Origin of the sequence: Bacillus sp. PS217 (genome assembly GCF_037963535.1) — a bacterium.
GTDB lineage: Bacteria > Bacillota > Bacilli > Bacillales > Bacillaceae > Bacillus > Bacillus subtilis.
This window is the reverse complement of the sequence record NZ_CP150157.1, coordinates 637,806-662,636: the sequence shown is the minus strand read 5'-3', so window position 1 is coordinate 662,636 and position 24,831 is coordinate 637,806. Positions and strand designations below refer to the sequence as shown.

General features: G+C 44.0%; 24 protein-coding genes, 2 tRNA genes, 1 rRNA gene and 1 riboswitch. Of the genes, 9 read left to right on the top strand and 18 right to left on the bottom strand.

The genetic code is table 11. The features are described from left to right. Positions 1-2 precede the first annotated feature (2 nt). From NSQ83_RS03535 to NSQ83_RS03525, 3 genes are all read right to left on the bottom strand, one after another. Positions 3-1,552: ribosomal RNA gene (locus NSQ83_RS03535) — 16S ribosomal RNA — on the bottom strand. A gap of 160 nt (positions 1,553-1,712) precedes the next feature. Further along, a tRNA-Gly gene (locus NSQ83_RS03530) sits at positions 1,713-1,786 on the bottom strand. 14 nt (positions 1,787-1,800) lie between these two features. Further along, positions 1,801-1,877 (bottom strand) — tRNA-Arg (locus tag NSQ83_RS03525). Between the two features lie 325 nt (positions 1,878-2,202). Between NSQ83_RS03525 and NSQ83_RS03520 the strand changes: the two genes are divergently transcribed. Beyond that, positions 2,203-3,057, top strand: coding sequence for a manganese catalase family protein (locus NSQ83_RS03520; RefSeq protein ID WP_021481617.1), 855 nt, complete (start codon positions 2,203-2,205; stop codon positions 3,055-3,057). 58 nt (positions 3,058-3,115) lie between these two features. Here NSQ83_RS03520 and gmuG read toward each other — a convergent pair whose 3' ends face one another. The 8 genes from gmuG to NSQ83_RS03480 form a co-directional block, all read right to left on the bottom strand. Further along, positions 3,116-4,204 (bottom strand): mannan endo-1,4-beta-mannosidase, encoded by a 1,089-nt coding sequence (gmuG, locus tag NSQ83_RS03515; RefSeq protein ID WP_160221386.1) that lies wholly within the window; start codon positions 4,202-4,204, stop codon positions 3,116-3,118. A gap of 18 nt (positions 4,205-4,222) precedes the next feature. After that, the gene (manA, locus tag NSQ83_RS03510; protein ID WP_339238976.1) at positions 4,223-5,170 is read right to left on the bottom strand and encodes a mannose-6-phosphate isomerase, class I; all 948 of its coding nucleotides are present in this window, start codon (positions 5,168-5,170) and stop codon (positions 4,223-4,225) included. Then, positions 5,167-6,066 carry an ROK family protein gene (gene gmuE / locus NSQ83_RS03505; protein WP_204551427.1) on the bottom strand — a complete coding sequence of 300 codons (900 nt, stop codon included), beginning with the start codon at positions 6,064-6,066 and terminating at the stop codon, positions 5,167-5,169. The genes manA and gmuE overlap by 4 nt, the downstream gene beginning before the upstream one ends. A gap of 28 nt (positions 6,067-6,094) precedes the next feature. Beyond that, positions 6,095-6,808, bottom strand: coding sequence for a transcriptional regulator GmuR (gene gmuR, locus NSQ83_RS03500; protein WP_024571322.1), 714 nt, complete (start codon positions 6,806-6,808; stop codon positions 6,095-6,097). 148 nt (positions 6,809-6,956) lie between these two features. Further along, positions 6,957-8,354, bottom strand: a complete 1,398-nt coding sequence (gene gmuD / locus NSQ83_RS03495; protein WP_198879009.1) for a 6-phospho-beta-glucosidase GmuD — start codon at positions 8,352-8,354, stop codon at positions 6,957-6,959. A 17-nt stretch (positions 8,355-8,371) separates the two neighbouring features. Continuing rightward, the gene (gene celB / locus NSQ83_RS03490; RefSeq protein WP_015715334.1) at positions 8,372-9,700 is read right to left on the bottom strand and encodes a PTS cellobiose transporter subunit IIC; all 1,329 of its coding nucleotides are present in this window, start codon (positions 9,698-9,700) and stop codon (positions 8,372-8,374) included. A gap of 18 nt (positions 9,701-9,718) precedes the next feature. Further along, positions 9,719-10,051 carry a PTS lactose/cellobiose transporter subunit IIA gene (locus tag NSQ83_RS03485; RefSeq protein ID WP_003234101.1) on the bottom strand — a complete coding sequence of 111 codons (333 nt, stop codon included), beginning with the start codon at positions 10,049-10,051 and terminating at the stop codon, positions 9,719-9,721. Continuing rightward, positions 10,051-10,362, bottom strand: coding sequence for a PTS sugar transporter subunit IIB (locus tag NSQ83_RS03480; RefSeq protein WP_014475989.1), 312 nt, complete (start codon positions 10,360-10,362; stop codon positions 10,051-10,053). The genes NSQ83_RS03485 and NSQ83_RS03480 overlap by 1 nt, the downstream gene beginning before the upstream one ends. 176 nt (positions 10,363-10,538) lie before the next feature. Then, positions 10,539-10,638: riboswitch (purine riboswitch) on the top strand. A gap of 55 nt (positions 10,639-10,693) precedes the next feature. On the opposite strand from NSQ83_RS03480, the gene pbuE reads away from it, so the two are divergent. Further along, positions 10,694-11,860, top strand: coding sequence for a purine transporter PbuE (gene pbuE, locus NSQ83_RS03475; RefSeq protein WP_003234105.1), 1,167 nt, complete (start codon positions 10,694-10,696; stop codon positions 11,858-11,860). A gap of 12 nt (positions 11,861-11,872) precedes the next feature. Here pbuE and NSQ83_RS03470 read toward each other — a convergent pair whose 3' ends face one another. Both NSQ83_RS03470 and NSQ83_RS03465 read right to left on the bottom strand, forming a co-directional pair. Beyond that, entirely contained in the window at positions 11,873-12,493 is a 621-nt protein-coding gene (locus NSQ83_RS03470) for a YdhK family protein (protein WP_198879008.1), read from the bottom strand. A 141-nt stretch (positions 12,494-12,634) separates the two neighbouring features. Further along, positions 12,635-13,612 carry an HD domain-containing protein gene (locus NSQ83_RS03465; RefSeq protein WP_198879007.1) on the bottom strand — a complete coding sequence of 326 codons (978 nt, stop codon included), beginning with the start codon at positions 13,610-13,612 and terminating at the stop codon, positions 12,635-12,637. Positions 13,613-13,698: 86 nt separating this feature from the next. Here NSQ83_RS03465 and NSQ83_RS03460 point away from each other — a divergent pair, with 86 nt between their 5' ends. After that, positions 13,699-14,178, top strand: a complete 480-nt coding sequence (locus tag NSQ83_RS03460; protein WP_198879006.1) for a GNAT family N-acetyltransferase — start codon at positions 13,699-13,701, stop codon at positions 14,176-14,178. A 17-nt stretch (positions 14,179-14,195) separates the two neighbouring features. After that, positions 14,196-14,693: a YdhH/YoaO family protein gene (locus tag NSQ83_RS03455; protein ID WP_198879005.1), complete on the top strand. Its 498-nt coding sequence runs from the start codon at positions 14,196-14,198 to the stop codon at positions 14,691-14,693. 80 nt (positions 14,694-14,773) lie between these two features. Here NSQ83_RS03455 and fra read toward each other — a convergent pair whose 3' ends face one another. Then, positions 14,774-15,145 (bottom strand): iron chaperone frataxin, encoded by a 372-nt coding sequence (gene fra, locus NSQ83_RS03450; protein ID WP_015252695.1) that lies wholly within the window; start codon positions 15,143-15,145, stop codon positions 14,774-14,776. A 331-nt stretch (positions 15,146-15,476) separates the two neighbouring features. On the opposite strand from fra, the gene phoB reads away from it, so the two are divergent. Continuing rightward, positions 15,477-16,865 carry an alkaline phosphatase PhoB gene (gene phoB, locus NSQ83_RS03445; protein ID WP_198879004.1) on the top strand — a complete coding sequence of 463 codons (1,389 nt, stop codon included), beginning with the start codon at positions 15,477-15,479 and terminating at the stop codon, positions 16,863-16,865. A 65-nt stretch (positions 16,866-16,930) separates the two neighbouring features. Further along, positions 16,931-17,641, top strand: a complete 711-nt coding sequence (locus NSQ83_RS03440) for a membrane lipoprotein lipid attachment site-containing protein (protein WP_038427455.1) — start codon at positions 16,931-16,933, stop codon at positions 17,639-17,641. Between the two features lie 38 nt (positions 17,642-17,679). Here NSQ83_RS03440 and NSQ83_RS03435 read toward each other — a convergent pair whose 3' ends face one another. From NSQ83_RS03435 to NSQ83_RS03425, 3 genes are all read right to left on the bottom strand, one after another. Then, positions 17,680-18,867, bottom strand: coding sequence for a glycosyltransferase (locus NSQ83_RS03435; RefSeq protein ID WP_038427454.1), 1,188 nt, complete (start codon positions 18,865-18,867; stop codon positions 17,680-17,682). Positions 18,868-19,027: 160 nt separating this feature from the next. Continuing rightward, positions 19,028-20,290 carry a glycoside hydrolase family 18 protein gene (locus NSQ83_RS03430; RefSeq protein ID WP_024571334.1) on the bottom strand — a complete coding sequence of 421 codons (1,263 nt, stop codon included), beginning with the start codon at positions 20,288-20,290 and terminating at the stop codon, positions 19,028-19,030. 126 nt (positions 20,291-20,416) lie between these two features. Further along, a complete protein-coding gene (locus tag NSQ83_RS03425; RefSeq protein ID WP_003234129.1) occupies positions 20,417-21,091 on the bottom strand; it encodes a GntR family transcriptional regulator in 675 nt (224 codons plus the stop codon). A 248-nt stretch (positions 21,092-21,339) separates the two neighbouring features. Between NSQ83_RS03425 and NSQ83_RS03420 the strand changes: the two genes are divergently transcribed. Next, the gene (locus NSQ83_RS03420; RefSeq protein ID WP_003234130.1) at positions 21,340-22,077 is read left to right on the top strand and encodes a sulfite exporter TauE/SafE family protein; all 738 of its coding nucleotides are present in this window, start codon (positions 21,340-21,342) and stop codon (positions 22,075-22,077) included. 35 nt (positions 22,078-22,112) lie between these two features. Here the strand turns inward: NSQ83_RS03420 and NSQ83_RS03415 are convergent, their stop codons facing one another. Beyond that, a complete protein-coding gene (locus NSQ83_RS03415; RefSeq protein ID WP_076458497.1) occupies positions 22,113-23,321 on the bottom strand; it encodes an MFS transporter in 1,209 nt (402 codons plus the stop codon). A gap of 312 nt (positions 23,322-23,633) precedes the next feature. Between NSQ83_RS03415 and NSQ83_RS03410 the strand changes: the two genes are divergently transcribed. Together NSQ83_RS03410 and NSQ83_RS03405 are read left to right on the top strand one after the other, a co-directional pair. Beyond that, on the top strand, positions 23,634-24,128 hold the full coding sequence (locus NSQ83_RS03410) for a MarR family transcriptional regulator (protein ID WP_072692868.1): 495 nt from the start codon (positions 23,634-23,636) through the stop codon (positions 24,126-24,128). A 15-nt stretch (positions 24,129-24,143) separates the two neighbouring features. After that, positions 24,144-24,773 (top strand): nitroreductase family protein, encoded by a 630-nt coding sequence (locus NSQ83_RS03405; protein WP_015715322.1) that lies wholly within the window; start codon positions 24,144-24,146, stop codon positions 24,771-24,773. Positions 24,774-24,831 lie beyond the last annotated feature (58 nt).

Here is a 24,831-nt window from a genome sequence, read left to right as displayed (position 1 = left end):
AGAAAGGAGGTGATCCAGCCGCACCTTCCGATACGGCTACCTTGTTACGACTTCACCCCAATCATCTGTCCCACCTTCGGCGGCTGGCTCCTAAAAGGTTACCTCACCGACTTCGGGTGTTACAAACTCTCGTGGTGTGACGGGCGGTGTGTACAAGGCCCGGGAACGTATTCACCGCGGCATGCTGATCCGCGATTACTAGCGATTCCAGCTTCACGCAGTCGAGTTGCAGACTGCGATCCGAACTGAGAACAGATTTGTGGGATTGGCTTAACCTCGCGGTTTCGCTGCCCTTTGTTCTGTCCATTGTAGCACGTGTGTAGCCCAGGTCATAAGGGGCATGATGATTTGACGTCATCCCCACCTTCCTCCGGTTTGTCACCGGCAGTCACCTTAGAGTGCCCAACTGAATGCTGGCAACTAAGATCAAGGGTTGCGCTCGTTGCGGGACTTAACCCAACATCTCACGACACGAGCTGACGACAACCATGCACCACCTGTCACTCTGCCCCCGAAGGGGACGTCCTATCTCTAGGATTGTCAGAGGATGTCAAGACCTGGTAAGGTTCTTCGCGTTGCTTCGAATTAAACCACATGCTCCACCGCTTGTGCGGGCCCCCGTCAATTCCTTTGAGTTTCAGTCTTGCGACCGTACTCCCCAGGCGGAGTGCTTAATGCGTTAGCTGCAGCACTAAGGGGCGGAAACCCCCTAACACTTAGCACTCATCGTTTACGGCGTGGACTACCAGGGTATCTAATCCTGTTCGCTCCCCACGCTTTCGCTCCTCAGCGTCAGTTACAGACCAGAGAGTCGCCTTCGCCACTGGTGTTCCTCCACATCTCTACGCATTTCACCGCTACACGTGGAATTCCACTCTCCTCTTCTGCACTCAAGTTCCCCAGTTTCCAATGACCCTCCCCGGTTGAGCCGGGGGCTTTCACATCAGACTTAAGAAACCGCCTGCGAGCCCTTTACGCCCAATAATTCCGGACAACGCTTGCCACCTACGTATTACCGCGGCTGCTGGCACGTAGTTAGCCGTGGCTTTCTGGTTAGGTACCGTCAAGGTACCGCCCTATTCGAACGGTACTTGTTCTTCCCTAACAACAGAGCTTTACGATCCGAAAACCTTCATCACTCACGCGGCGTTGCTCCGTCAGACTTTCGTCCATTGCGGAAGATTCCCTACTGCTGCCTCCCGTAGGAGTCTGGGCCGTGTCTCAGTCCCAGTGTGGCCGATCACCCTCTCAGGTCGGCTACGCATCGTTGCCTTGGTGAGCCGTTACCTCACCAACTAGCTAATGCGCCGCGGGTCCATCTGTAAGTGGTAGCCGAAGCCACCTTTTATGTTTGAACCATGCGGTTCAAACAACCATCCGGTATTAGCCCCGGTTTCCCGGAGTTATCCCAGTCTTACAGGCAGGTTACCCACGTGTTACTCACCCGTCCGCCGCTAACATCAGGGAGCAAGCTCCCATCTGTCCGCTCGACTTGCATGTATTAGGCACGCCGCCAGCGTTCGTCCTGAGCCAGGATCAAACTCTCCGATAAATGGATCACAGGTTAAGTTCACCGCATCCTGCGGCGACACCTGTGTGACCTGCGTCGTGCAGACCCTAGTTTGACTGACTACGCACATCGCTGTGCGATTTATAAAAATGAATTAACAGGTACGTTTTGTCTTGTTTAGTTTTCAAAGATCATTCAATAATGGAGCGGGTGATGAGAATCGAACTCACGACATCAGCTTGGAAGGCTGAGGTTTTACCACTAAACTACACCCGCGTAGTATCTTATATTGGCGCGCCCGAGAGGAGTCGAACCCCTAACCTTTTGATCCGTAGTCAAACGCTCTATCCAATTGAGCTACGGGCGCTTATCAAGCGACTTAACTATCATACTATCATTTGATGGTGAAGTCAAGAAGTTTTTTTAAAATGTTTTTTCGAATCTTTTTCAATTCGACTTTTCTTATTATACACATTTTTAAAATCTTGTAAACACCTTAGAAAAACTTTTTTGTTTTTCGTTTTGTTTCACGCTGTTCATCAGCGACGTTTAATAATATACCATGCCTATTTTATTTGGTCAACACTTTTCCTGTATTTTTTATTCTCTTCTTTCACCCCTTCTCATGTATATATTTTATCTCATCTTACAAATAATATAAGAAAATCTCTTAAGAAGAAATGAGGCGTGTTATGTATTACTACAAAGAGGAACTGATTAATATCATTAAACCGGACAAGCCAGACCCGGCAGCTGCTAAGGTCCTGCAGGAGATACTAGGCGGTCATTACGGAGAAATGCGTACAATGATGCAGTTTTTTTTCCAAAGCTCTAATTTCAGAGGAAAGCAGAAACAGTACCGCGATCTGCTTCGCGGCATTTTTTTAGAGGAGATTGCCCACGTTGAACTGGTTCAAAACACAATCAATGCTTTATTAGATGAATCAGGCGGTGAAGGTGTCGGCAGTCAAGGTGCAGATCAAGCACCACTTAATGAAGCCGTTAAACATGCTAATCCTCATCATTATATTATTGGTGCGCAAAGTTCCCTTCCCGTTGATGCAGGGGGCAATCCGTGGAACGGGTCGTGGGTGTATAACCACGGAAACTTAATTACTGACCTGCTGGATAACCTGCTTCTTGAGTCGACAGGTGTGCTGCAAAAAACAAGAATTTATGAAATGAGCTCTAATCAGACGTTCCGCGAAACACTTGCTTTTCTGATTGTACGCGACAATGCTCACCAGAATGCATTCGCGAAAGCGCTCGAGACATTGGGCGTTGAGTGGGCGAAGCTCCTCCCTGTACCGAATTATGACATTAATAAATATCCTGAGTGCAGAAAGTATGTCGAATTAGGCTACCATAATGCACAGTTTAACTTTAGGTTGGATGAAACGAGAATCGGTGAAATCTATCAAGGGAAATCTCCAAGCCGAAATGGCGGAGAGTTACAAGTAATAGATCCTCCGGCAGGGTTTCCCGTACCAGTGCTTCCTGAAATACCGAATGAACACAGTCCTGGGTTAGGCGATATGAATGCTTAATCCAGTGGGAAGGTGCTCAAGAAACTTCTTGAGCACCTTCTTATTGTACATTACTGATTCATTCAACGATTGGCGTTAAAGAATCGCCGTTCCATATTTCTCCCTTGTTGAGTGTCCAGCTGTCATGATATAAAGCCGAAGCACCCTTGTTTACAGCTGGGCTCCATTCATCATTCCATGCCAGAAAGTAAATGGTTTTAGGATATTTTTGTTTTATAGCATTGATAAATAGGCTGTAATCAAAGCTGCCGTTTGCTGGTTGCGGGCCGACTTCTGTAAAAGCAAATGGTTTATTAAGCGCTGTTAGCTGATCGTATCCATTGATCGAGTAGGCATCTTGAAAATACGCATCTAATCCGACAATATCCACGTAAGACGCTCCCGGGTAAAAATCAGTTTTAAAATCTCGGTTGGCGTCGGGTGAGTAAACCCAAATCAAATGATCAAGTCCTCTTGTGTCGGTCATATAATGATAGATTTTCTTGTAGAGCTGTTTATATAGAGAGATTCTTTCATTATCCTTTTGGTTATATGATGTAAGTCCCCACCAAAACCATTCGCCGTTCATTTCATGCAGTGGCCTGAACAGAACAGGCACACCTTGGTTCTCCAGCTCTTGAAGTCCGTCAGCAATTTTGCTGAGCATGGCATTTAGCCGCTTTCCTTCTGCTGTTGAAGAATCTAGTATTTTTTTATACTGATCGTTTGTAATCGGTGTTTTAAAATGCCCTGACTGAAAAGCAGGGTTCGCCAGGTGCAAACTGATTTGCGGAATTCCGCCATTTTTCCAATACGAAATTAAATCACCGTTGCAGCTTACATCTATTGAATCTTCAATTTTAGCTGTTTCAAGCCACCCTCTGGCATAATCGCAGCCGTAAATAGCAGGCGATTGCCCGGTGGCGCTTCGGATTCTATCAGCCTCAGCCACAGAAAATGTGTCATGACTGTAACCTCCGAACGCTCCGGAAAGGACTCTGTTTTCCGTTCGGTTCGGCAGGTGTGCAAGCCAGTTCATCACTGCTTTTGTTGTCTGCTGGGCATTAGGATTCACAGGCGACACAGTATGCGCTTCAATTGGTTTTGCTAAAACAGCAGACGCAAGTAAAAATATAATGAGCAAAGAGATCGTATGTTTCTTAAACAAATGCAACTCCCCCATTCATTAAGGATGAGATATCATGAATTCACATGTGCCTTCTATTGAAAACTCGCCAAAATGCGCAGGCAAGACAAAGTGTGAGCCTGCATTGCATTCATACTGAATACCATTATTTATGATTCGTCCTGATCCGCTCAGAACACTCCCCAGCAAATAGGTTTGATGTGAAGGAAAAGCAGCTCGGCCGCTAATCTTCCATTTGTACACTGAGAAATAATCTGATTGCACATAAACAATGATCTCAGCGTTACCAACTTCTTTTACTTCCGGTGTATGCACTTTATCGATATGCGGTATCGTTATGACTTCCATGGCTTTTTCTATATGAAGAGTTCTTTTTTGGCCCTGGTCATTACAGCGGTCATAATCGTATACGCGATACGTTGTATCAGAGTTTTGCTGGATTTCAAGGACAAGGGTTCCCTCACATAATGCATGGAGTGTACCGCTTGGCACATAAAAGAAATCTCCGGGCTTGATTTTGATTCGCCTCAGCAGCCCGTTCCAATCACCGCTTTCTATTCGTTGTTTGAATTCCTCCTTTGTGCTTGCGTGATGTCCCAAAATCAGTTCGGCGTCATCTTTGCAATCAATGATATACCAGCACTCCGTTTTACCAAGGTCGCCATTTTCGTGCAGTTTTGCATAATCATCATCAGGATGGACTTGCACGGAGAGATCCATATTGGCGTCCAGCAATTTTACCAGCAGCGGAAATACCTTCCTATCCGGAAAACCGAAAATCTCTGGATGATCTTTCCATACTTGATCAAGTGTCTTTCCTGCCAGCGGGCCATTTTTTACAGCCGACGGGCCATTGGCATGTGCAGAAACGGCCCAGCACTCACCTGTTTTTTGTGAGGGTATTGCGTAGCCAAAAGCGTCACGAAGCTTCGTCCCTCCCCATAGTCTTTCTTTAAAGACAGGCTCTAAAAATAAAGGATGCGTCATGATCGCACCTCCCCGGATGCTGCCTCTGCTTGTAAGGCCTGATGCGCCAAAACTAGCGTGCCGATGATTCCGGCGTTATTGCCTAAACGTGGAGGTACAATATAATCACTTATATCATCTGATAATTCAGAAAAATCTAAGTAGCTGTTCATGATTTTTGGTACATATTGATAGATATAAGAAAACACTTGTTTCTGTTGCATGACGCCGCCGCCAAGAATGATTTTTTTAGGTGCAAGGATCAAAATATACTGAGCCAGTGCTTGGGCAATATAGTACCCTTCCAGTTCCCAGACTTGGGCTATATCTGATAAATCCGCGGCTTTTTTTCCCCAGCGGGCTTCGATAGCGGGGCCTGAAGCTAAGCCTTCAAAGCAATCTCCATGATAAGGGCACTTCCCTTGGTATGCGTCATCCGGGTGCCTCCGGATATAAATATGGCCCATCTCTGGGTGTGACAGCCCCTGAAGGAGCCTCCCCTCTACAATAGCCCCCGCTCCGATGCCAGTGCCAATCGTTATATACAGGCAACTGTCAAGACCCTTCGCTTCACCGAAAAGGAATTCACCCAGCGCCGCAGCGTTGACATCTGTACTAAATCCGACTGGGATTTTCATTTCGTTCTTAACGGTTTGCAAAAAGGGGTAGTGTCTCCAGCCCGCTTTCGGCGTGGCCGTAATGGTACCGTATGTTTGACTGGTTTTATCGTTATCAACAGGACCAAAGGAGCCGATGCCAATTGCCTGTAATGAAAATTGGCGAAAATATTGAATCACTTTCTCTATCGTTTCATCCGGCATCTTTGTGGGGAATTCTATCCTGTCAATGATCGTTCCATCTTCTCTACCGACAGCACAAACAAACTTTGTGCCGCCTGCTTCAATACCGCCAAGCATGCAGATGGCCTCCTTGTTGTCTCCGCAATCAGCGCCGTATGTTTACAGAAGTCACAACAAACTTGTCATGCCGATGACGTGAAAAGGAATATTCAAATGGAATCCCGGTATCTAAGAAGCCCACATGTTCCACTTCAAGAATTGGATCATCCTGTTTACAGCCCAGATGCTGCTGGTCAATATGATCAGATTTGCATGCTCTGATTTTCCGATGCGTTCCGGCGATTTTGAGCTGCAGCACATTTGTAATATGATTGTAGATCGAATCATGAAGGACATCGTCATTAATGCCCGGTATTAAATGAGTCGGCATATATGTTTTTTCTAATACATAGGGTTCACCTTCTACAATTCGCAGCCGAACGACATAATAAACCGGTGTTTTCTGATCAATAGACAAATGGGCGGCCACTTCCTCAGTGGGAAATTGCACTTCAAACTGAATGACCTTGCTTTGGATTTTTTTATCTTTCAGCAAGTTGGTCAATCCGAGAATCTCATTGCTGACTACATGGACATGGTCATCCTGTATTGCAGATTGAATAATAAACGTGCCATGGCCTCGTTTTCTAAACAGCAGACCCTCGGCAACTAAATTATCCAAGGCTCTCTTCATCGTCATGCGGCTTGAGTTAAATTCTTTTGCAAGAGATACTTCATCAGGAATGGGCTGATCGATCGGATATACGTTATTTTTAATTCTTTTTCTCATTTCATTTGCAATGATTTCGTATTTATTCATTGGTATCCTCCGGCAGCTGTTAGAGTCTGATATCACATAAGCTTTTACGGATATCATAAGTTCTTTTCCTTATTTCATCAATGTTGCGGATTTTCGTCATCTCTATTCGTTATGATGATTGCCGGAAGATCTTGACCTTTAGGAAAATCTAGAAACCGCTATGCTCAGCAACCTCTTTGAACCATTTTCCGCTCTTTTTGACGGTTCTTTCTCCGTCTTTCTCAAGATTGACTGATACAAACCCGTATCGGTTTTTATAGGCATTTGTCCAAGACCAGTTGTCCATGAACGTCCATAAGTGATAGCCTTTTACGTTCGAGCCTTCCTGTATGGCGCGGCGAATCCATTTGAGGTGCTCTTTTATAAATTCAATCCGGTAATCATCTTGAATGATGCCTTGTTCATCCCTGAAGCGCTCTTCACCTTCAACCCCCATGCCGTTTTCAGAGATAAAACACTCGATGTTTCCGTAGTTTTCTTTTAAATTGATCAAAATATCATAAACGCCTTTTTCATAGATCTCCCAGCCGCGATGCGGATTCATTTTGCGGCCCGGCATGACGTAGGGATCAAAATACCTGTCAGGCAAAAAAGGAGCGTCGGGATTCGGAAGATGTTCTTTCGCTTTCACACGTCTCGGCTGGTAATAATTCACTCCCAACAGGTCAACCGTGTTCTTTTTGATGATGTCAAGATCTTCAGGAATGTAATCAGGCATAAAGCCTTCATGCTTCAAAATGTCAACCAGCTCTTTGGGAAATTCGCCTTTGACAGATGGATCTAAAAAAGATCTGTTAAAAAACGCGTCTGCGATTTCCCCGGCTTTCACATCCGCCGGATGGCTGCTTCTCGGGTATGAAGGGGTCAAATTTAAGATGATACCGATTTTTCCGTCCTGCTTCATCTCCCTGTAAGCCTGAATGGCACGGGCACTTGATAGCATCGTATGAAATCCAACCTGGACGGCCTCTTTAAAATCGACCTTGTTTGGATAATGAAAATCATATAGGTATCCGCCTTCTACAGGAACGATTGGTTCATTATGCGTGAACCATTTTTTCACTCTGCCGCCAAACAAACGGAAGCAAGTTCTTGCATAGTTTTCATACGCGTCAACCGTCTCTCTGTTGACCCAGCCGCCGATTTTTTGAAGCGCCATCGGCATATCGAAATGAAACAAATTGACAAAAGGTTCAATTCCGTTAGCGATCAACTCATCAATGACATTGTTATAGAAATTTGCGGCTTTATCGTTGATCTCGCCCGTTCCGTTTGGTATTAAACGCGACCAGGAAATCGACATCCGGAACGAGTTGTGGCCAAGTTCCTTCATCAGCCTGATATCTTCTTTATAGTTGTCGTAAAATTGGGATGTGTCTGCGGGGCCGACATGATCAAAAAAACGATGCGGTTCTTTTTCAAACCAATAATCCCATATATTCTGGCCTTTTCCGTCTCTGTCGGCGGCACCCTCCGTTTGTGTTGCTGAAGCCGATGATCCCCACCAAAAATCCTTTGGAAAACGATATTGTTCTGTTTGTGCCAAGTCTCTCTCCCCTTATGTCACATTTTTATGCTGTTATCATTTTGCTGAGCAGCTGTTTCCTGCACAGCCTGTTCTTTTTCTTTTGCCAGATTTAATTTATCCATTGCTTTTAGGAATGGAAACCAGATCACGAAGACAATCAGCAGATTGATAAGCTGCATCACGCCCCCCATGATTGAGTTCGTCGCCATGATGCCATTAATGAATAATGGAACCGTCCACGGCACCGTCACACCAGTCGGAGGCGGAACGAGCCCGGCTGACATAGCCAGATAGGTGACGAGCGTAACAACCATCGGTGCCAGCACCCAAGGCACAATAATGATCGGATTCATGACAATCGGAAGCCCGAAGATAATCGGTTCGTTTACGTTAAAAATACCGGGAGCGAGGCCAAGTTTTGATACTTGCTTCATCTGCCTGCTTTTCATGAATATGAGAATGGTAAACACAATCGCAAGCGTCATCCCTGTTCCGCCCATCCCTACTGTATAAATCTCCATAAACGGTTTTGAAATAATATGAGGGATTTCTTTTCCCGCCGTGTAAGCAGAAAGGTTTTCTACCTGCAGTGTATTCCAAATCGGGTCCATTACGGAGTTGATAATGATCTGTCCATGCAGTCCGAAAAACCAAAGAATTTGAATAAAAAACACGGCAATAAGCGTTGGAATGATACCGCTTCCAAGTCCGACAAGCGGAGCCTGAATTGCGTGATAAATGACGTCGTGCATATTTGTTTTAAAAAACAGAGTCACCATTACGTTAATCAGCAAAAATACGGTCAATGTGATAAAAGCCGGAATAAGTGCGGCGAATGATTTTGCTACAGCAGGCGGAACGCCGGCTGGCATTTTGATTGTCAGGTTTTTTTGAACGATTCTTCTGTAAATTTCACCAGAAAGAAATGCCGTAATCATCCCAAGAAACATCCCTTTTGCACCGAGACGATCGACCGGGATAACCCCTGTAATGGCATCACCTGTTTCCGGCTGAACGATAAATGGCGTTAAGAGCAAAAAGGAGACCAAAGCGATCGCTCCGCCAAATACAGCTTCGACCTGATAGCTTTTCGATAGGTAATAGCCTATCCCGAACACAACAAAGACAGACATAATGCCCATTGTCGCCGTGGAGGCAATGCCGAAATGAGACTGAAACGACGTAAGCATTGAGGCGTTCATGATTTTGTTTAGAAACGGCAAATTCGTTAACACGACAAAAATGGACCCGAATATCGTCAGCGGGAAAGCCAGCATAAATGCATCACGCAGCACTTGCAAATAGCGGTTATTGTTTAACCTCCCTGCAATTGGAACAAGGAATTGGCTGATTTTCTCGAACACCCTATCCACCCCGATTATTTATAGATTCTTGGTTTTAAAGAGATCAAGCATCTCTTTCACTAATTCTTTCATGGATAATGTTGACATCAGATGATCCTCTGCATGCATAAGCAGCAATGAAAAAGCTGTTGCTTCTCCGCCGGATTCCTTCTGTATCATTTGAAAGTGAATGTCATGGGCCGCGGATAAATCATGCTCAGCCTTGGCAATGAGGGCATCAGCCTCGTCCTTGTTCCCTTCTTTGTAGGCGCGCAGTGATTGTATGATGCAGCTTCGGGCATTTCCGCTGTGCAGGATTAGCTGAAAACTGATTTGCTCGTCTGTTAAATTCGTGATTTTCATCTGTTCCATTATTGATTCACCATTAAGGACAATGCCTGCTCATACGCTTTTTTCCCATCTGCCATTCCGTAGGCCATCATGTCAATGACTTCAACCCGAATGTTGTATTGATCCGCTTCTTTTTGGAGTTCGCTTTTCAGAAAGCTCATTTGCGGACCGATCAAAACGGCATCCGCTTTTCTCATGTCTTCTTTTGCTTTATCCTGGCCAACAGCCCAAATCTCCGCTTCCTCACCGATAGACTGTGCGTATTCCTTCATTTTTGTCACCAATAAACTGGTAGACATTCCTGAACTGCACGCGAGTAATATTTTTTTCAACTGCTATCCCCCCTTGTTATTAAAACGCTTACATAGATTATTATAGTCATTTATTTTTAAATGTCTATACTTTTATAAAATAAATATAATCATATACTTGTCCGGTTCATTACTTTGTAAATTTTTCTATGGAAGATTCATTCATAATGTGGTACACTCATCAACGGAAACGAATCAATTAAATAGCTATTATCACTTGTATAACCTCAATAATATGGTTTGAGGGTGTCTACCAGGAACCGTAAAATCCTGATTACAAAATTTGTTTATGACATTTTTTGTAATCAGGATTTTTTTTATTTATCAAAACATTTAAGTAAAGGAGTTTGTTATGAATTTCAAAGTTTTCCTGCTTGCAGCTTCTACGATTGCAGTCGGATTGGTTGAGTTAATTGTGGGAGGAATTCTTCCTCAGATCGCAAATGATTTAGACATTTCCATTGTTTCAGCCGGACAGCTGATCAGTGTGTTTGCGCTGGGATATGCAGTATCTGGGCCGCTGCTTTTGGCATTGACTGCGAAGATTGAGCGGAAGCGCTTATATCTAATTGCTTTATTTGTTTTCTTCCTTAGCAATCTTGTCGCCTATTTCAGCCCTAATTTCGCAACACTGATGGTATCTAGGGTATTGGCAGCAATGAGTACAGGGCTGATTGTTGTGCTTTCTTTAACAATTGCCCCGAAAATTGTAGCGCCTGAATACAGAGCCCGCGCAATCGGAATTATTTTTATGGGTTTCAGCTCTGCTATCGCATTAGGCGTGCCGCTCGGAATCTTAATCAGCGATTCCTTCGGGTGGCGGATTTTGTTCCTTGGCATCGGCCTGTTGGCGCTGATCTCCATGCTGATTATTTCAATCTTCTTTGAAAGAATACCGGCGGAGAAAATGATTCCTTTCCGGGAACAGCTCAAGACGATCGGTAATCTGAAAATCGCGAGTTCACACCTCGTCACGATGTTTACATTAGCTGGCCACTACACGCTATACGCTTACTTTGCGCCGTTTTTAGAAGAGACTCTTCACCTGAGCTCTTTCTGGGTCAGCATTTGTTATTTCCTGTTCGGGATATCTGCTGTATGCGGAGGCCCTTTCGGAGGAGCGCTATCTGACCGGCTTGGTTCCTTTAAGAGCATTTTGCTGGTGACCGGTTCCTTTGCCATCATTATGTTCTTACTGCCGCTGTCTACATCGTCTATGATTTTCTTTTTGCCTGTCATGGTGATTTGGGGTCTTCTGAGCTGGAGCCTCGCCCCGGCTCAGCAAAGCTATTTAATTGAAATTGCACCTGATTCGTCTGACATTCAGCAAAGCTTTAACACATCGGCCCTCCAAGTCGGAATTGCCCTTGGCTCAGCCATTGGCGGTGTTGTTTTGGATCAGACGGGTACTGTGGTGTCAACAGCATGGTGCGGCGGATCAATTGTGATCATCGCTGTCCTGTTTGCTTTCATTTCTTTAACAAGACCTGTTCAGACAGCAAAAAAATCCTCCTTGTAAAAGGAGGATTTTTTATGATTTAGCTGAAAGCTCATCTTCGGTGACCCATTTGTGGTTTTTCACTTTTTCGCCGCTTGTTGTCGATGTATAGTCAACCATGTATACAGTTGTTTTTTCCGCGGAATCGATCTCGCCTGTTGCTCCTTTCATGCCTTTCATATGAGAAGCCTCTAAAATCACCTGATCTCCGGGTTGTAACGTTTTATCTCCAGCATCTTTGATTTCTTCTTGGATCACCCATTTGTGATGATCCACACGCTGTCCCCCATTAGTCGGAGTATAAGAAACCACATACGCCGTTGTATCATAGGCGCCTGTTACCGTAGCTTCGGCACCTTTCATGCCTTTCATATGAGAAGTATTGATGATTACTTCGCTGCCTACTTTGTATTTCGGATTTTTAGATTCCTGTAATCCCTCTGGAACGTCAGCTGATCCGGAATGGTCCATCTCTTCATGTGATGAGGAGTCTGAATGATTGTCATGTGTGCTTTCTTTCGTACTGTTGTTATTGCCGCATGCTGATAAAACTAAAACAAGAGATAACATCAGAATTCCCAGTGCATTTTTAGAGATTTTCATGTTCATTCTCCTTTGCTTCATTTTTTTCCTGTAACTTTTGCCCGCAGACAATGAAAACATGCCCTCTCGATAATACTATACCCCCGAACGGTATGTAAATACGCTGATATTCTCATAAAGCGTTCCCGCAGTTTGTCCTATTCCCCTTTGTTTGCAAAGCCAAACATAAAAAAAGCCGCTGTCAGGCGGCAATTACTGATTTAAGATTTTAATATACACACCTTTTTTTGCTTTTTGATAAGCGGCCTCACCCATTTTCCTCACCTTTTCAGAAACATCTGAGGATTTGATCCATTTGTCATCAAGAAAAATGGATGGATCGATTAGGCGCATTTTCTTCTTTTGATGGAAATCGTACTGGATGTCATCCTCTATTACTTGTATGCCGGGATGAATGGATGTAAGCAAGCTCAGGACTTCTTCATTTTTTGATGCACGCAGGATGTTCTGTACCTCTTGGTCCGTTTTCAGCAGATCCTCTGCGGATATGACATCATGCCGCAGCGCTGCCTTCAATGCTCGCGCTAAATATTCATATCCATATACATTCACGGGATTCAAAAAGAAATCAATCACTTCCTTGTAGTACACACTGACAAACCATTCGGCGGCTTCAATACTATCAGGAAACATCCTTCCGTTTCTCACAATAAGATGATCCAAAAAGGTTTGCGCTTCGTGCAGGCTAATGTGTCCATATCGGTACATATCACGCAGCGTATAGTCTGTCCGATCAGCACACAGCTCCGGTGCGGGCTGTTCGAGCAATGTCCACCTTGAATCGTCAGATAAAAGTTCTTCAGTATGATAGCCGTGTTTTTGTAGAATGTCCGGGATTTCAGAGTGAACAATGACTTGTTGAAAGATGTTTTCATGATAGTCTTCTGCTTGATTTTCAAAGACAACGTCAACCACATGAGAAAAAGCTGTGTGTGATACGTCGTGGAGCAGACCTGCAATCTGTTCTTCTATCGTTCCTCCGAGCTTTTTGATGAGGAGCATCACGCCGATGGAGTGCTCATACCTGGTCACATTCCACCTTCGATTGACTAAAAAGCTTGCTCCGCCTTGATAGATCCCTTTTAATCTTTGCACAGGCGCGCTTTTGATAAGCTCTTCCAGCACTCCGTCTATATGGTGGTGCCCGTAAATGACATCGCTGATTTCCATGCCGTCACCTCAACATCTATTTTTTTTTGTTATATATTGTTTATATTGATAGTACACATGCAATCTTTCAATAGAGGAGTGTTACGATGAACATCATCCCAAACAATGAGATATCGAAACAGATGTTGACCGATTTTTTTGCCAAGCATTGGGGTACACCCGAGATGGCGATCTCCAGCGGCATTTTTCGGTGTGATGAATTAGATGGATTTGCCGCAGTAAATGAAAGCGGCAAAATCATTGGCTGTATTACATACACAATAGATGGGAAAGATTGTGAAATTATTTCATTAGATAGTATGATTGAAAATAAAGGAATCGGCACAGCTTTACTTCAGCAGGTTGAAGAGACGGCTAAACATGCACATTGTCAACGAATAAAGCTTATCACAACGAATGATAATGTACATGCGATTGCGTTTTATCAAAAGAGAGGCTATCAATTCGCCGAAGTGTTTCCGAACGCAGTTGAAAAAGCGCGCCGACTCAAGCCGGAGATTCCCGAGGTGGCTGAAAACGGCATTTTGATTCGGGATGAAATTCTATTTTCGAAGGTAATTGATTAAACGAATAGGAGTCTTTTATGTCCAGTCATTATAAATACCCTCTCATTTTCACGGCATTCCTATTAATCGCTTTCTGCTTGATCTTTTTTTCCTATCACCTGATTCATCATGTTCGTTTGGAGTATCCGAATTGGCAGGGAGAAAGCAAAGATCAGAATTGGGAAGCTGTTTTCACAAAAAATGAAGATGCACCGAATGAATACAGCGGCAAACTTTATTGGATCGGTGATACAATTGAAATAGACAACACTTATTTGGAATCACTGATTGTAAAAAAAGATGATGAAGTTCTGCTGAGTTCTAACACAGAAATTCCAATGCGTGACTATTCCGGAGGCACTTTTCGTGATGGAAGCGCAAAGGAAAAGTCTGTTTCTTTTTTAGAGCGGTTAGATGAAGATGAGCTTGAAGGCCATGATATAACCATTGAAGTGAAATGGAAACAAGGTAATCATTATTCTGCGAGTCAGCTTACGCTCAATGAAAAGACCTTGTTTGATGAAAAGCAGCAATAGATGATCAAAACGAAAAATAGACAAATGAAAAGGAATAGCATATTTTATACAGCTCATATGTTATGCCTTTTCTACTTTTTTCATTTCCGCCAAAAAGTGGAGCATTCCGCCTTGTCCAGAATATTAAACGCAATCATTTTCTCAAGTAGCGTGTAATCAACTGGACCGTTCCAAGGGATACGTATCAGCTGCTCGGTGTAATCATATCCGGCCTTCACAATATCATCCTCTACGTGCGCTATCGTTACTTTTTCAGGAGCGACAGCTAAATGCTTTTTAGAAACACTAAAGCCAATAATAAATGTACCGTGATCCGTAAACATCGGTTGGTTCCATTTTATTTCTGTATGTAAATTTGGATATTTATTTTTTATCCAAGTTAACACCTCTTCCGTTCTTTCTCGGTGGAACGGGTCATCAATCCCCGCTAAATACTCAGAAAAAACGTCCATGTTGTTCCCTCCTAAAATAAAATGATGCCACTCCATATGAACTGCTCAGACATGTGCTTACACAATACCTCTTTCCAACATAATACTTAAAATTGTTCAAGATGTAAGCGGGTTGTTTGTATGCGACTATAGCAGATTTCAGTCCGCCTATCCACGGCCAGTATCTATTCCTCCAATTTATTTCTATAGTACTATCACTCTTTCCTTTCTCTTGATAGCAGTTCATTATTCTTGTAAATCCAATCTTTAAAATCCATTAATACTAGCTTAACAGTTTAAAAATATAATTGGGTTGTCATTGAGATTCATCTATATTTAGGAGGTTATCCAGTTGAAAAAATTCCCGAAGAAATTACTGCCTATCGCGGTTTTAACATCAATTGCGTTCAGCAGCTTAGCCAGCGGCAGTGTGCCTGAAGCCAGCGCCCAGGAAAAGAAAAAGGGGAACCACGACGAAATTAAAAATGTTATTGTTCTGATTGGTGATGGTATGGGTGTGTCTTATACGTCTGCTTATCGATACTTAAAGGATAATAAAAAGACAAAAGTTGTGGAGCCTACGGCTTTTGATCAGTACCTTGTCGGCCAGCAAACAACTTACCCCGATGATCCTGAACAAAATGTAACAGATTCTGCAGCGGCGGCAACGGCTATGTCTGCGGGAATTAAAACATACAATAATGCCATAGCCGTTGATAACGACGGGTCAGAAGCCAAAACGGTGCTTGAAGCTGCGAAAGAAAAAGGAAAAGCAACAGGACTTGTGGCCACTTCAGAAATTACACACGCCACTCCGGCCTCTTTTGGTTCACACGACCACAGCCGAAAAAATATGAACTCAATTGCGGATGATTATTTTGATGAGATGGTCAACGGCAAGCACAAAATTGATGTCCTTCTAGGCGGAGGAAAGAGCAATTTTGACCGTAAGGACCGTAATTTGATTAAGGAATTCAAAAAGGCGGGGTACAGCTACGTGGATGATCGCAAGGACATGCTGAAAAACAAAGACAGCCAAGTTCTCGGCCTATTCGCTGACGGCGGCCTGCCTAAAAAGATTGACCGTACGAAGGATATTCCATCACTTAAAGATATGACAAACACAGCCATTAAAAAATTAAACAAGGATAAAGACGGATTCTTCCTCATGGTGGAAGGCAGCCAGATTGACTGGGCGGGCCATGACAATGATATCGTCGGCGCCATGAGCGAGATGGAAGACTTCGAACAAGCTTATAAGGCGGCTATTGATTTCGCTAAAAAAGACAAGCACACATTGGTTGTCGCAACGGCTGACCACTCAACCGGCGGATATTCCATCGGTGCGGACGGCATCTACAACTGGTTCAGTGAACCCATTAAAGCCGCAAAGCGCACACCTGACTTTATGGCAGAAAAGATCTCTGACGGCGCGGATGTTGAAAAAACTTTGAAAACATATATCGATCAAAAGAAATTGGCTTTAACAAAAGCCGAAATTCAATCTGTTGAAGAAGCGGCAAAATCGAAGGAAGTACTGGATATCGATAACGCAATTGAGAACATCTTTAATAAACGCTCTCACACTGGATGGACAACAGGCGGACATACCGGTGAAGATGTTCCCGTCTATGCATACGGTCCGTCTAGTGAGACATTTGCCGGCCAAATCGACAATACAGAAATCGCCAAAAATGTCTTCAAGGCTTTACAATACAACATTAAGATTAACGATAAGTAAAAGATTACAAGGTGTCCCGTTGCTTGTATGAAGTAACGGGATCTCTTTTTAATGGAGGAATCATCATGAGAAGAATTCTTTCAATTTTCGTTTTTGCTATCATGCTTGCGGGCTGCTCATCAAACGCCAGTACTGAAAAACAGCATGCAGGCGGGGAGAAAACAGTAAAAGCTGAGCCGCAAAGCACTTCATCCCAGAAGGACAGCACAGATAATTATCAGCCTAATTCCCAGGTAACTGATGACCGGTCATTGCTTAAGGTCGGCCAAACGTTTTCAGATGATAAAGGAAAAGCTGTCTTAAAAGATATCAAACAAGTGAACAAAACCTATAAGATTGGCGACGTGGAGTTAACAGTAAAAGAAATGAAGCTGATCCACTTGCGCCCGGACTACAGCATGATTGATTACTTTCATGAGTTAACACACGATGAAGAGTTTGATTTTGTTAAGGTTTTCGTTGATATCAAGAACACCTCTTCAAAAAAAGTAAATGTTGCGCCGATTGCATTGATGAAAACAAATACGGGCGAAACCTTTGATTGGAACAAAGATATTTATCTTGAAGAGTTAAACGGCGAATTGGAAGGCGGGGCCGAAAAGTCCGGAAATCTCGGCTTTATTGTGAACGCATCAAGCGGCCATGCTCATGATAAGGCCGCGGATGCGGAGAAGAAAACAAAAGAGATCAAGTGGATCGAAATCACGACAAGTGACGTCTTTGACCATAACCATAAGAAAATCAGTGATGCTCAAAAAATCAAAATCAAGTTTTAAATGAAGAACTCCCGTACAAGGTACGGGAGTTCTTTTTCTTATTTGTTTTTTTGGCGAATCAACTCATCAATCCGCTCAATCACTTCTTCCATGTCCATACATTCTTTGAAGCTTTGATTGATTTTTTTAATGCCTGCCGTATACTGATCGTTGCGCAAAACCTCATCTACGGCCTGTTTTAATATTTGGGCATTGACTTCATCTTTAGAGATGACATAGCCTGCATGGAGTTCAGAGAGACGCTGCGCCACCATCGGCTGATCCTTGTCATGAGGCATGACAACCAGTGGCACGCTGAAATGAATGCCTTCGTTTACGCTGTTCATTCCGCCGTGTGTAATGAAAACATCCGATTGCTCCAGCACTTCCAGCTGAGGGACATACGGAGCAATGATAAAGTTTTCCGGCGCCTGCTTTAATTTGGTCAGGTCCGCTTTTTCTCCGGCAGCGATGACGACTTTTCCGTTAAAGCCTGAAAATGCATCAATACAAAGGTTGAAGAAATCCTCTGTATGATCCAGTACAGTCCCCATTGAAATATAAATGACCTTCTCATCTTTTAGCTGTTCAATCGGGAAATCTGTTTTTTCCGCTCTCTTTGGAAAGCTCGGCCCGATAAATAGACATTCATCCCCGAAACGATCACTTTCTGGCTGAAAATAACGGCTTGTATACACTACGTTCAATTCCCCTTTATTGTTCATGAATTGAACCAGGTTTTTCGGGGCAACACCGTACGTTTCTTTCATTTTTGCCAAAAGGTCTTCGCACTCTTGATCCAATTCAAGCGGCGCTCCAGACTCCGGATGCAGCGGCAGGATTTTCAGATGCTCCTCGCCAAACAGGAAAGACGCCGATGAAGAGACCCCTGGAATATCTAAGTAATCCCTCACCAATTCCCCCGCGCCGAATTTATCATAATAAACAAAATCAAATTGAATGCTCTTAGATAAGTCTTTGACAATCTGTAAAATGTCCAATGACGTTTTGATATGGATTTTCACGAAATCAAGAATGCCATTGGGCGAACCGACATGAATAGGTGTCGTTCGCAGCAGATCCCGGTGAAGATGGACCGTTGCTCCCGCTGCTTCTAATCGTTTTTTATATTTTTCAGTGGATATATAATGGACATCATATCCCTTATCGGAAAACGCTTTTGTAATGCCTAAGGTAGGATTCACATGGCCTTCCGCAGGAAAATTCAAAATCAATACTGTCTTCATGTAGACAACTCCTTCTCAAATCGTATTCTGACTCTTTGTTTGATCAGACTACTACTAATCGTAAAATGGGAACACAACCCATGCAAGGTACAAATGAATGAACTATTCTGCTGCTCTGGACTTAATCAAAAAAAAGACACCCAAGCTCTGGTGTCTTTTTTTACACTTTTCTGATCGTAAAAAATTTTCGCAGAAGCCATGGGCCCGGTGTAAAGCCCAGCGTTAACTGCCAAGCGCCAATAGCCTGCAATCTGTATTCGCGGACGATCTGCATCTTCCGGCTCATGCTCCTGACATCCTCAAACCATACCTCATGCGTCCGCCCCTGCTGATCACTGTACCGGAAAAACGGTGATTGATATTCGGCTGAATATTGTATCGGGGCTTGGTACCTCATCGCTCTTTCGATTGCGTTTTGATTTGAAATCGCTGAAGCAACTGTGCCCGGCTGGTACGGGATGATCCAGTCGTACCCGTAGAGCGGGACTCCGATAATGATTTTTCTGCTCGGCACCTGCGCAATCGTAAACTCAATGGTTCTCCTTATTTCAGTAATCGGCGCTACAGGACCCGGCTCACTTCCGGCATGATGCCAATCATAAGCCATGATAAACATATAATTGACAACCGCTCCTATCCCCCCGTAATCGTAGCCTCTCAGCCATGGAATATTATCACTTGTTTTTGCAGGAACAGCTATCGTCAGCACATACCCTCCCGCCTGAAGTCGATCTCTCAGCTGGCGTAAAAACCCAGTGAAAAGATCGCGATCCGCGGCGCTCACCTGCTCAAAATCGATTGTGACACCCCCATATCCCCTTGTGGAAACTAAGTTATAAATGTTGTTGACCAGATTGGTTCTCGCTGTTGGATTGTTCAGTACTTGGTGAACAATCTCCGTACTGAAGCCTCCTGATGTAAGGTTCGTTATTGTTGCCAGCGGCGTGACTCGCCTTTGCCAAGTTGTCTCAATAGCGGCCGCATCATTCAATTGGTTTGCAATGTCGCCGTTCGGTGCAATATGGTATTCGAAAATCGAAATCGAAGACGAGTATGGCGCATAATCATTGATTAATTCCCGATCGAGGTCTGGGTTACGAAGCACATAAAAACTTAACGTTCCCGCAATGTAATTTGAGATCGAAGGAATCGTTATTTTTGCTCCCGCTTGTAAAGCATTTGGGCTGATGCCCGGGTTTGCGGCCCGCAGCCGCTCTAAGGGAACAAATGCTTTTGCCGCAATGGCGGTCAGCGTGTCTCCCGGCTGAACCGTATATACATAAAGAGGGATAAGCAGAGCCTGCCCCGGCACGATATTCGTTTCATCTAAACCATTCACACCCCGTATTTGATCAACAGAAGCACCGTATCTTCTGCCTATCGAAAACAAAGAATCACCAGGCCCGACGATATGGATAAACATGTTTAACCCCCATTATTCGTTAGTCAAACCATCATAAAATCTTATTAACGGGGCCTCTTAGATATGTGGTGAATACATAAAAAAATACCAAGGGTTCTGCTCCCCCTTGGTACCGGATCATAGAAATCAATTCTCTTTACCTTCTTCAAGCACATGCTTCAAATGCTCACAGTCATGATTGAAATGAGCCAGCACATGCTGTTTGGCTGCTTCTTTGTTTTTCTTTTTCACTTCTTCAAATATCCTGCGGTGCTCACGCAGTATCGTTTCTGCACGGTGGTCGCCGGTATAATTAAGGATTCTGCAAAAATGAATCAGATCATTTACATGCTCAAGCAAATTTTTCAAATGTCTGTTATGGCTGAAATCAACCAGCAGCTCATGAAATTTTTGGTTTAAACGAATGATTTCCGTATCTTCCGTGCCGTTGTGAATGGCTTTCTCTGTTTCTTCAAGCTGTTTTTCGAGTATGGTCAGCTCTTCTTCGTCCGCTTCGTCTATGACTAATTCGACTGCCAGCTGCTCCAGCGGAATTCTGATTTTATAAATCTCATCTACATCTTTTGCCGTTAATGACGTGATCGAAAATCCATTTCGGTCATCCGCTTTTAACAAACCATCTTTCTCAAGCAATCGCATGGCTTCCCTTATCGGAGAGCGGCTGACGCCAAAGCTTTTCGCCAGCTGTGTTTCGTTTATCCGTTCCCCAGGCTTAAAAGTCCCGTTGAAGATCATTTTTTTTAGCTGGTTATAAAATTGCAGGTAGTAGGGAGTCGGCTTATCTAATTTAAAATCGTCCATATATAATACCTCTTTTGAATATATTCAAGGGCTTTTCTTCATCAAAATCATATAACAGATGGTAATGGGAAGCAACAAACTGCCTTGTCAGAACCCTGAATTTGAGGTACGATATGTTTGCTGAACGACGGTCGACGGACTACTGGCAACTGAAAAAACGGCGTGTTTTTCTTCGTCAATAGGACACCATACCTCCGCCAGAATAGCGTACGATTACATTTTTACATCTTTTCAATGGAGGAATAAATATGCTCATTATTCTTGTTATGTTTCTTCTAGGAATTATTTTAGGCTTTATTGGCGCCGGTGGAGCCGGCTTTGTCATTGCCCTTTTAACGCTTCTTTTCCATATCCCGATTCATACGGCTTTAGGCACTTCACTTGCCGGCATGGCTTTTACAAGCTTATCAGGGGCATACAGCCACTATCGCGAGGGAAACATTCAAATGAAAATCGGCTTAATAGTCGGAGGCTTTGCTGCGGTTGGCTCATTTTTCGGCGCCAAGCTGACATCTTTTATTCCGGCTGATTTGCTTCATTATTTGACGGCTGGAATGTTATTTTTATCAGCAATTCTCATTTTAATCAGATTATTTATTTTAAAAGAGAAGGCTCAAGTGAATCAAAGCACTCTTTCAACTTATACGAGAGCGGTCATCTTAGGAATTGCAGCCGGCGTTCTTTCCGGCACATTCGGCATCGGGTCGGCACCTTTTATTCAAATCGGATTAATGATTATGCTGAATCTGTCCATTCGCCATTCTGTCGGAACGACGATGCTTGTGATCATCCCTCTGGCTGTAGGTGGAGGCATCGGATATATCACAGAAGGTTTTGTTGATTACGTTTTGCTTGTCAAAGTTCTGGTCGGGACAATGTGCGGTGCCTATGTAGGAGCGAAATTCACCAACCTCATGCCAAAGGTGGTTTTGAAATCAGCCATCTTTTTGACTCCGGCGATTGCAGGCCTGCTGTTGTTATTCTAAATAAAACAAAAAACCTGACGTCATGTCAGGTTTTTTTATGAATTCTGCCCTACTCGTTCTTTCGTTAATCCAAAAAACGCCAGTGAGCCGATGACTGCTGTTACAAACATGATCGCTCCCATCGGAACGGCTGTTGTCTCATTAATGCCTACAAGTGGCGACACGATTGAACCGAGGAGCAGCGGGAGCATCCCAAGCAGCGCACTTGCACTTCCGGCGCGGTGCCCCTGCTTTTCCATGGCCAAGGTAAACGTGCTGGTCAGAACCATGCCGATCGTAATCATGTAAACGAAAATGGATATGACTAATGTAGCAAGAGGACCGTGAATCATGGTCATGGTTAATAGCACAGCCGTCGCAATCACAGCCGTAATGACCGCTATACGAAGCAGGCTTTTTTCATGAATGATTCCGCCAAAGCGTCCGATGATAAAGCTGCCCGATATAATCGCCAGCCCGTTAATGCCAAAAAGAATACTAAATACCTGCGGAGACACCCCGTAGATATCCTGGTATACAAAAGGCGTACCAGACACATATGCAAAGCTTCCCCCGTGAATAAATCCGACAGTTAACGCGTACCCCATAAAGGATCGATCCTTCAGCAGGCTGCCCATCGTTTTGACGGATGTTCCGATTGAGCTTGGAATCCGTTTTTCCGGCGGAAGCGTTTCTTTTAACCTCAATGCAATCAGAAGAACTAGTAAAAATCCGATGATCATGAGGACGTGAAAAATTGTATGCCACGTTGCGAACGGCAAAAGCAAAATGGCACCGCCTGTCATAGGCGCAACCATTGGCGCCACCGCGGTAATGACCATTAACAGCGAGAAAAATTTAGAAAGCTCTCTTCCGGTAAACACATCGCGGACGATTGCGCGAGACAGCACAAGCCCTGCAGAAGCAGTGAAGCCCTGTAAAAAACGCGCAGCCACTAAAGTTGTTATATTGGGCGACAGTGCACAAAACAGAGAAGATAACGCAAATAAAAAAATACAGATTAATAGCGGTTTTCGTCTTCCCTGCGCATCGCTGACCGGCCCGACAATCAGCTGGCCGATCGTAAGTCCGACCAGACAGGCTGTTAAACTTAACTGAACAAGTGAAGCACTTGCTGATAAATCTTTCGCGATTTCAGGAAAACTTGGCAAATACATATCTATATTAAGCGGGCCCAATATAGCAAGCATGCCGAGCAGAAACGCTAGTGCCAAGCGTTCTTTTCCAGTTGGATTGTGCAGCATGTTATCAAACCTTCCCTTCAACCTAGTCCCTTATATAATGGATGTCAGCTCCAACAATGGATTGAAGCTGTGAAACATTTGTATATTGTATCATAACTTTCAGCCTGTGAAAGCCGCTTGAGCATGGGCTCGGCAAAGTGATATTCCGAACACCTATAAATGGGAATGATGCAGGGAAGCATCGTGACCAGCATCATCTGAAGAATCGGCCAGCTTTTTTTTGCTAAGTTCTAGCCTAGCGAATTTTATACGCTGGGAGGTTTTTCTAGAGTGCAAATGGCTTGCAAGATGAAATCAATCGTTGTATATTAATTGACGTGTCAATCATTGATATATCAATTAATAGTTTTGACAGGAAAGAAGGGATGGGTTTTGGCGTCATTTTGTTCAGAGGAAGCCGAGATTTTATATCAGCTGCAAGGCGTGAACAAGGTGATTGGCGTGAAGTTCGAGGCATGCACGGGCATCAGCCAATCTCGTTTGGAATTGCTGACATTGCTTTATCATGCAGATGAGATCAGTCAAAGCGACCTTCAAAAGAAAGTAAATATCGATAGCGCAGCCGTTACCAGACACCTGAAACAGCTGGAAGCCAAAGGCATGGTATCAAGGCGGCGCAAGCCTGAGGACAACCGCATCACCCTTGTTCGGTTAACAGACCAAGGAAGAGAGCGAATTGAGTCTTCTAAGAAGGAAAAGGAGCGTTTCATGAAGGAAATGCTCGCAAATGTAAGCGCAGAAGAACGCCGCCTGCTCATTGATGTGCTGGCGCGCATGCGAAACAATATAAATAATATCAAAGCTTAAGAGGAGTGTATCAACATGATCAAAACAAACGATTTTATGGAAATTATGAAAGGCCGCCGTTCTATCCGCAACTATGATCCGGCAGTAAAAATCAGCAAAGAAGAAATGACAGAGATCTTAGAGGAAGCAACAACTGCGCCATCTTCTGTTAACGCGCAGCCATGGCGTTTTCTTGTCATTGACAGCCCGGAAGGAAAAGAAAAGCTCGCACCGCTTGCAAGCTTTAACCAAACACAGGTCACAACATCATCTGCTGTCATCGCTGTATTTGCAGACATGAACAATGCAGACTACTTAGAAGAAATCTATTCAAAAGCCGTGGAACTCGGTTACATGCCGCAGGAGGTCAAAGACAGACAAATCGCCGCGCTGACCGCACATTTTGAAAAGCTTCCGGCACAGGTCAACCGTGAAACGATCCTGATTGACGGAGGTCTTGTTTCCATGCAGCTGATGCTGACTGCACGCGCGCATGGCTACGATACAAACCCGATCGGCGGATACGATAAAGAAAACATCGCGGAAACCTTCGAATTAGATAAAGAACGTTATGTACCGGTTATGCTACTTTCTATCGGAAAAGCAGCAGACGAAGGCTATGCTTCCTACCGTCTGCCGATTGATACAATTGCAGAATGGAAATAAAACAAAGAGCCCGGGAATGTTTTCCGGGCTCTTTGTTTTTAAGTACAGCCGCCGTTTG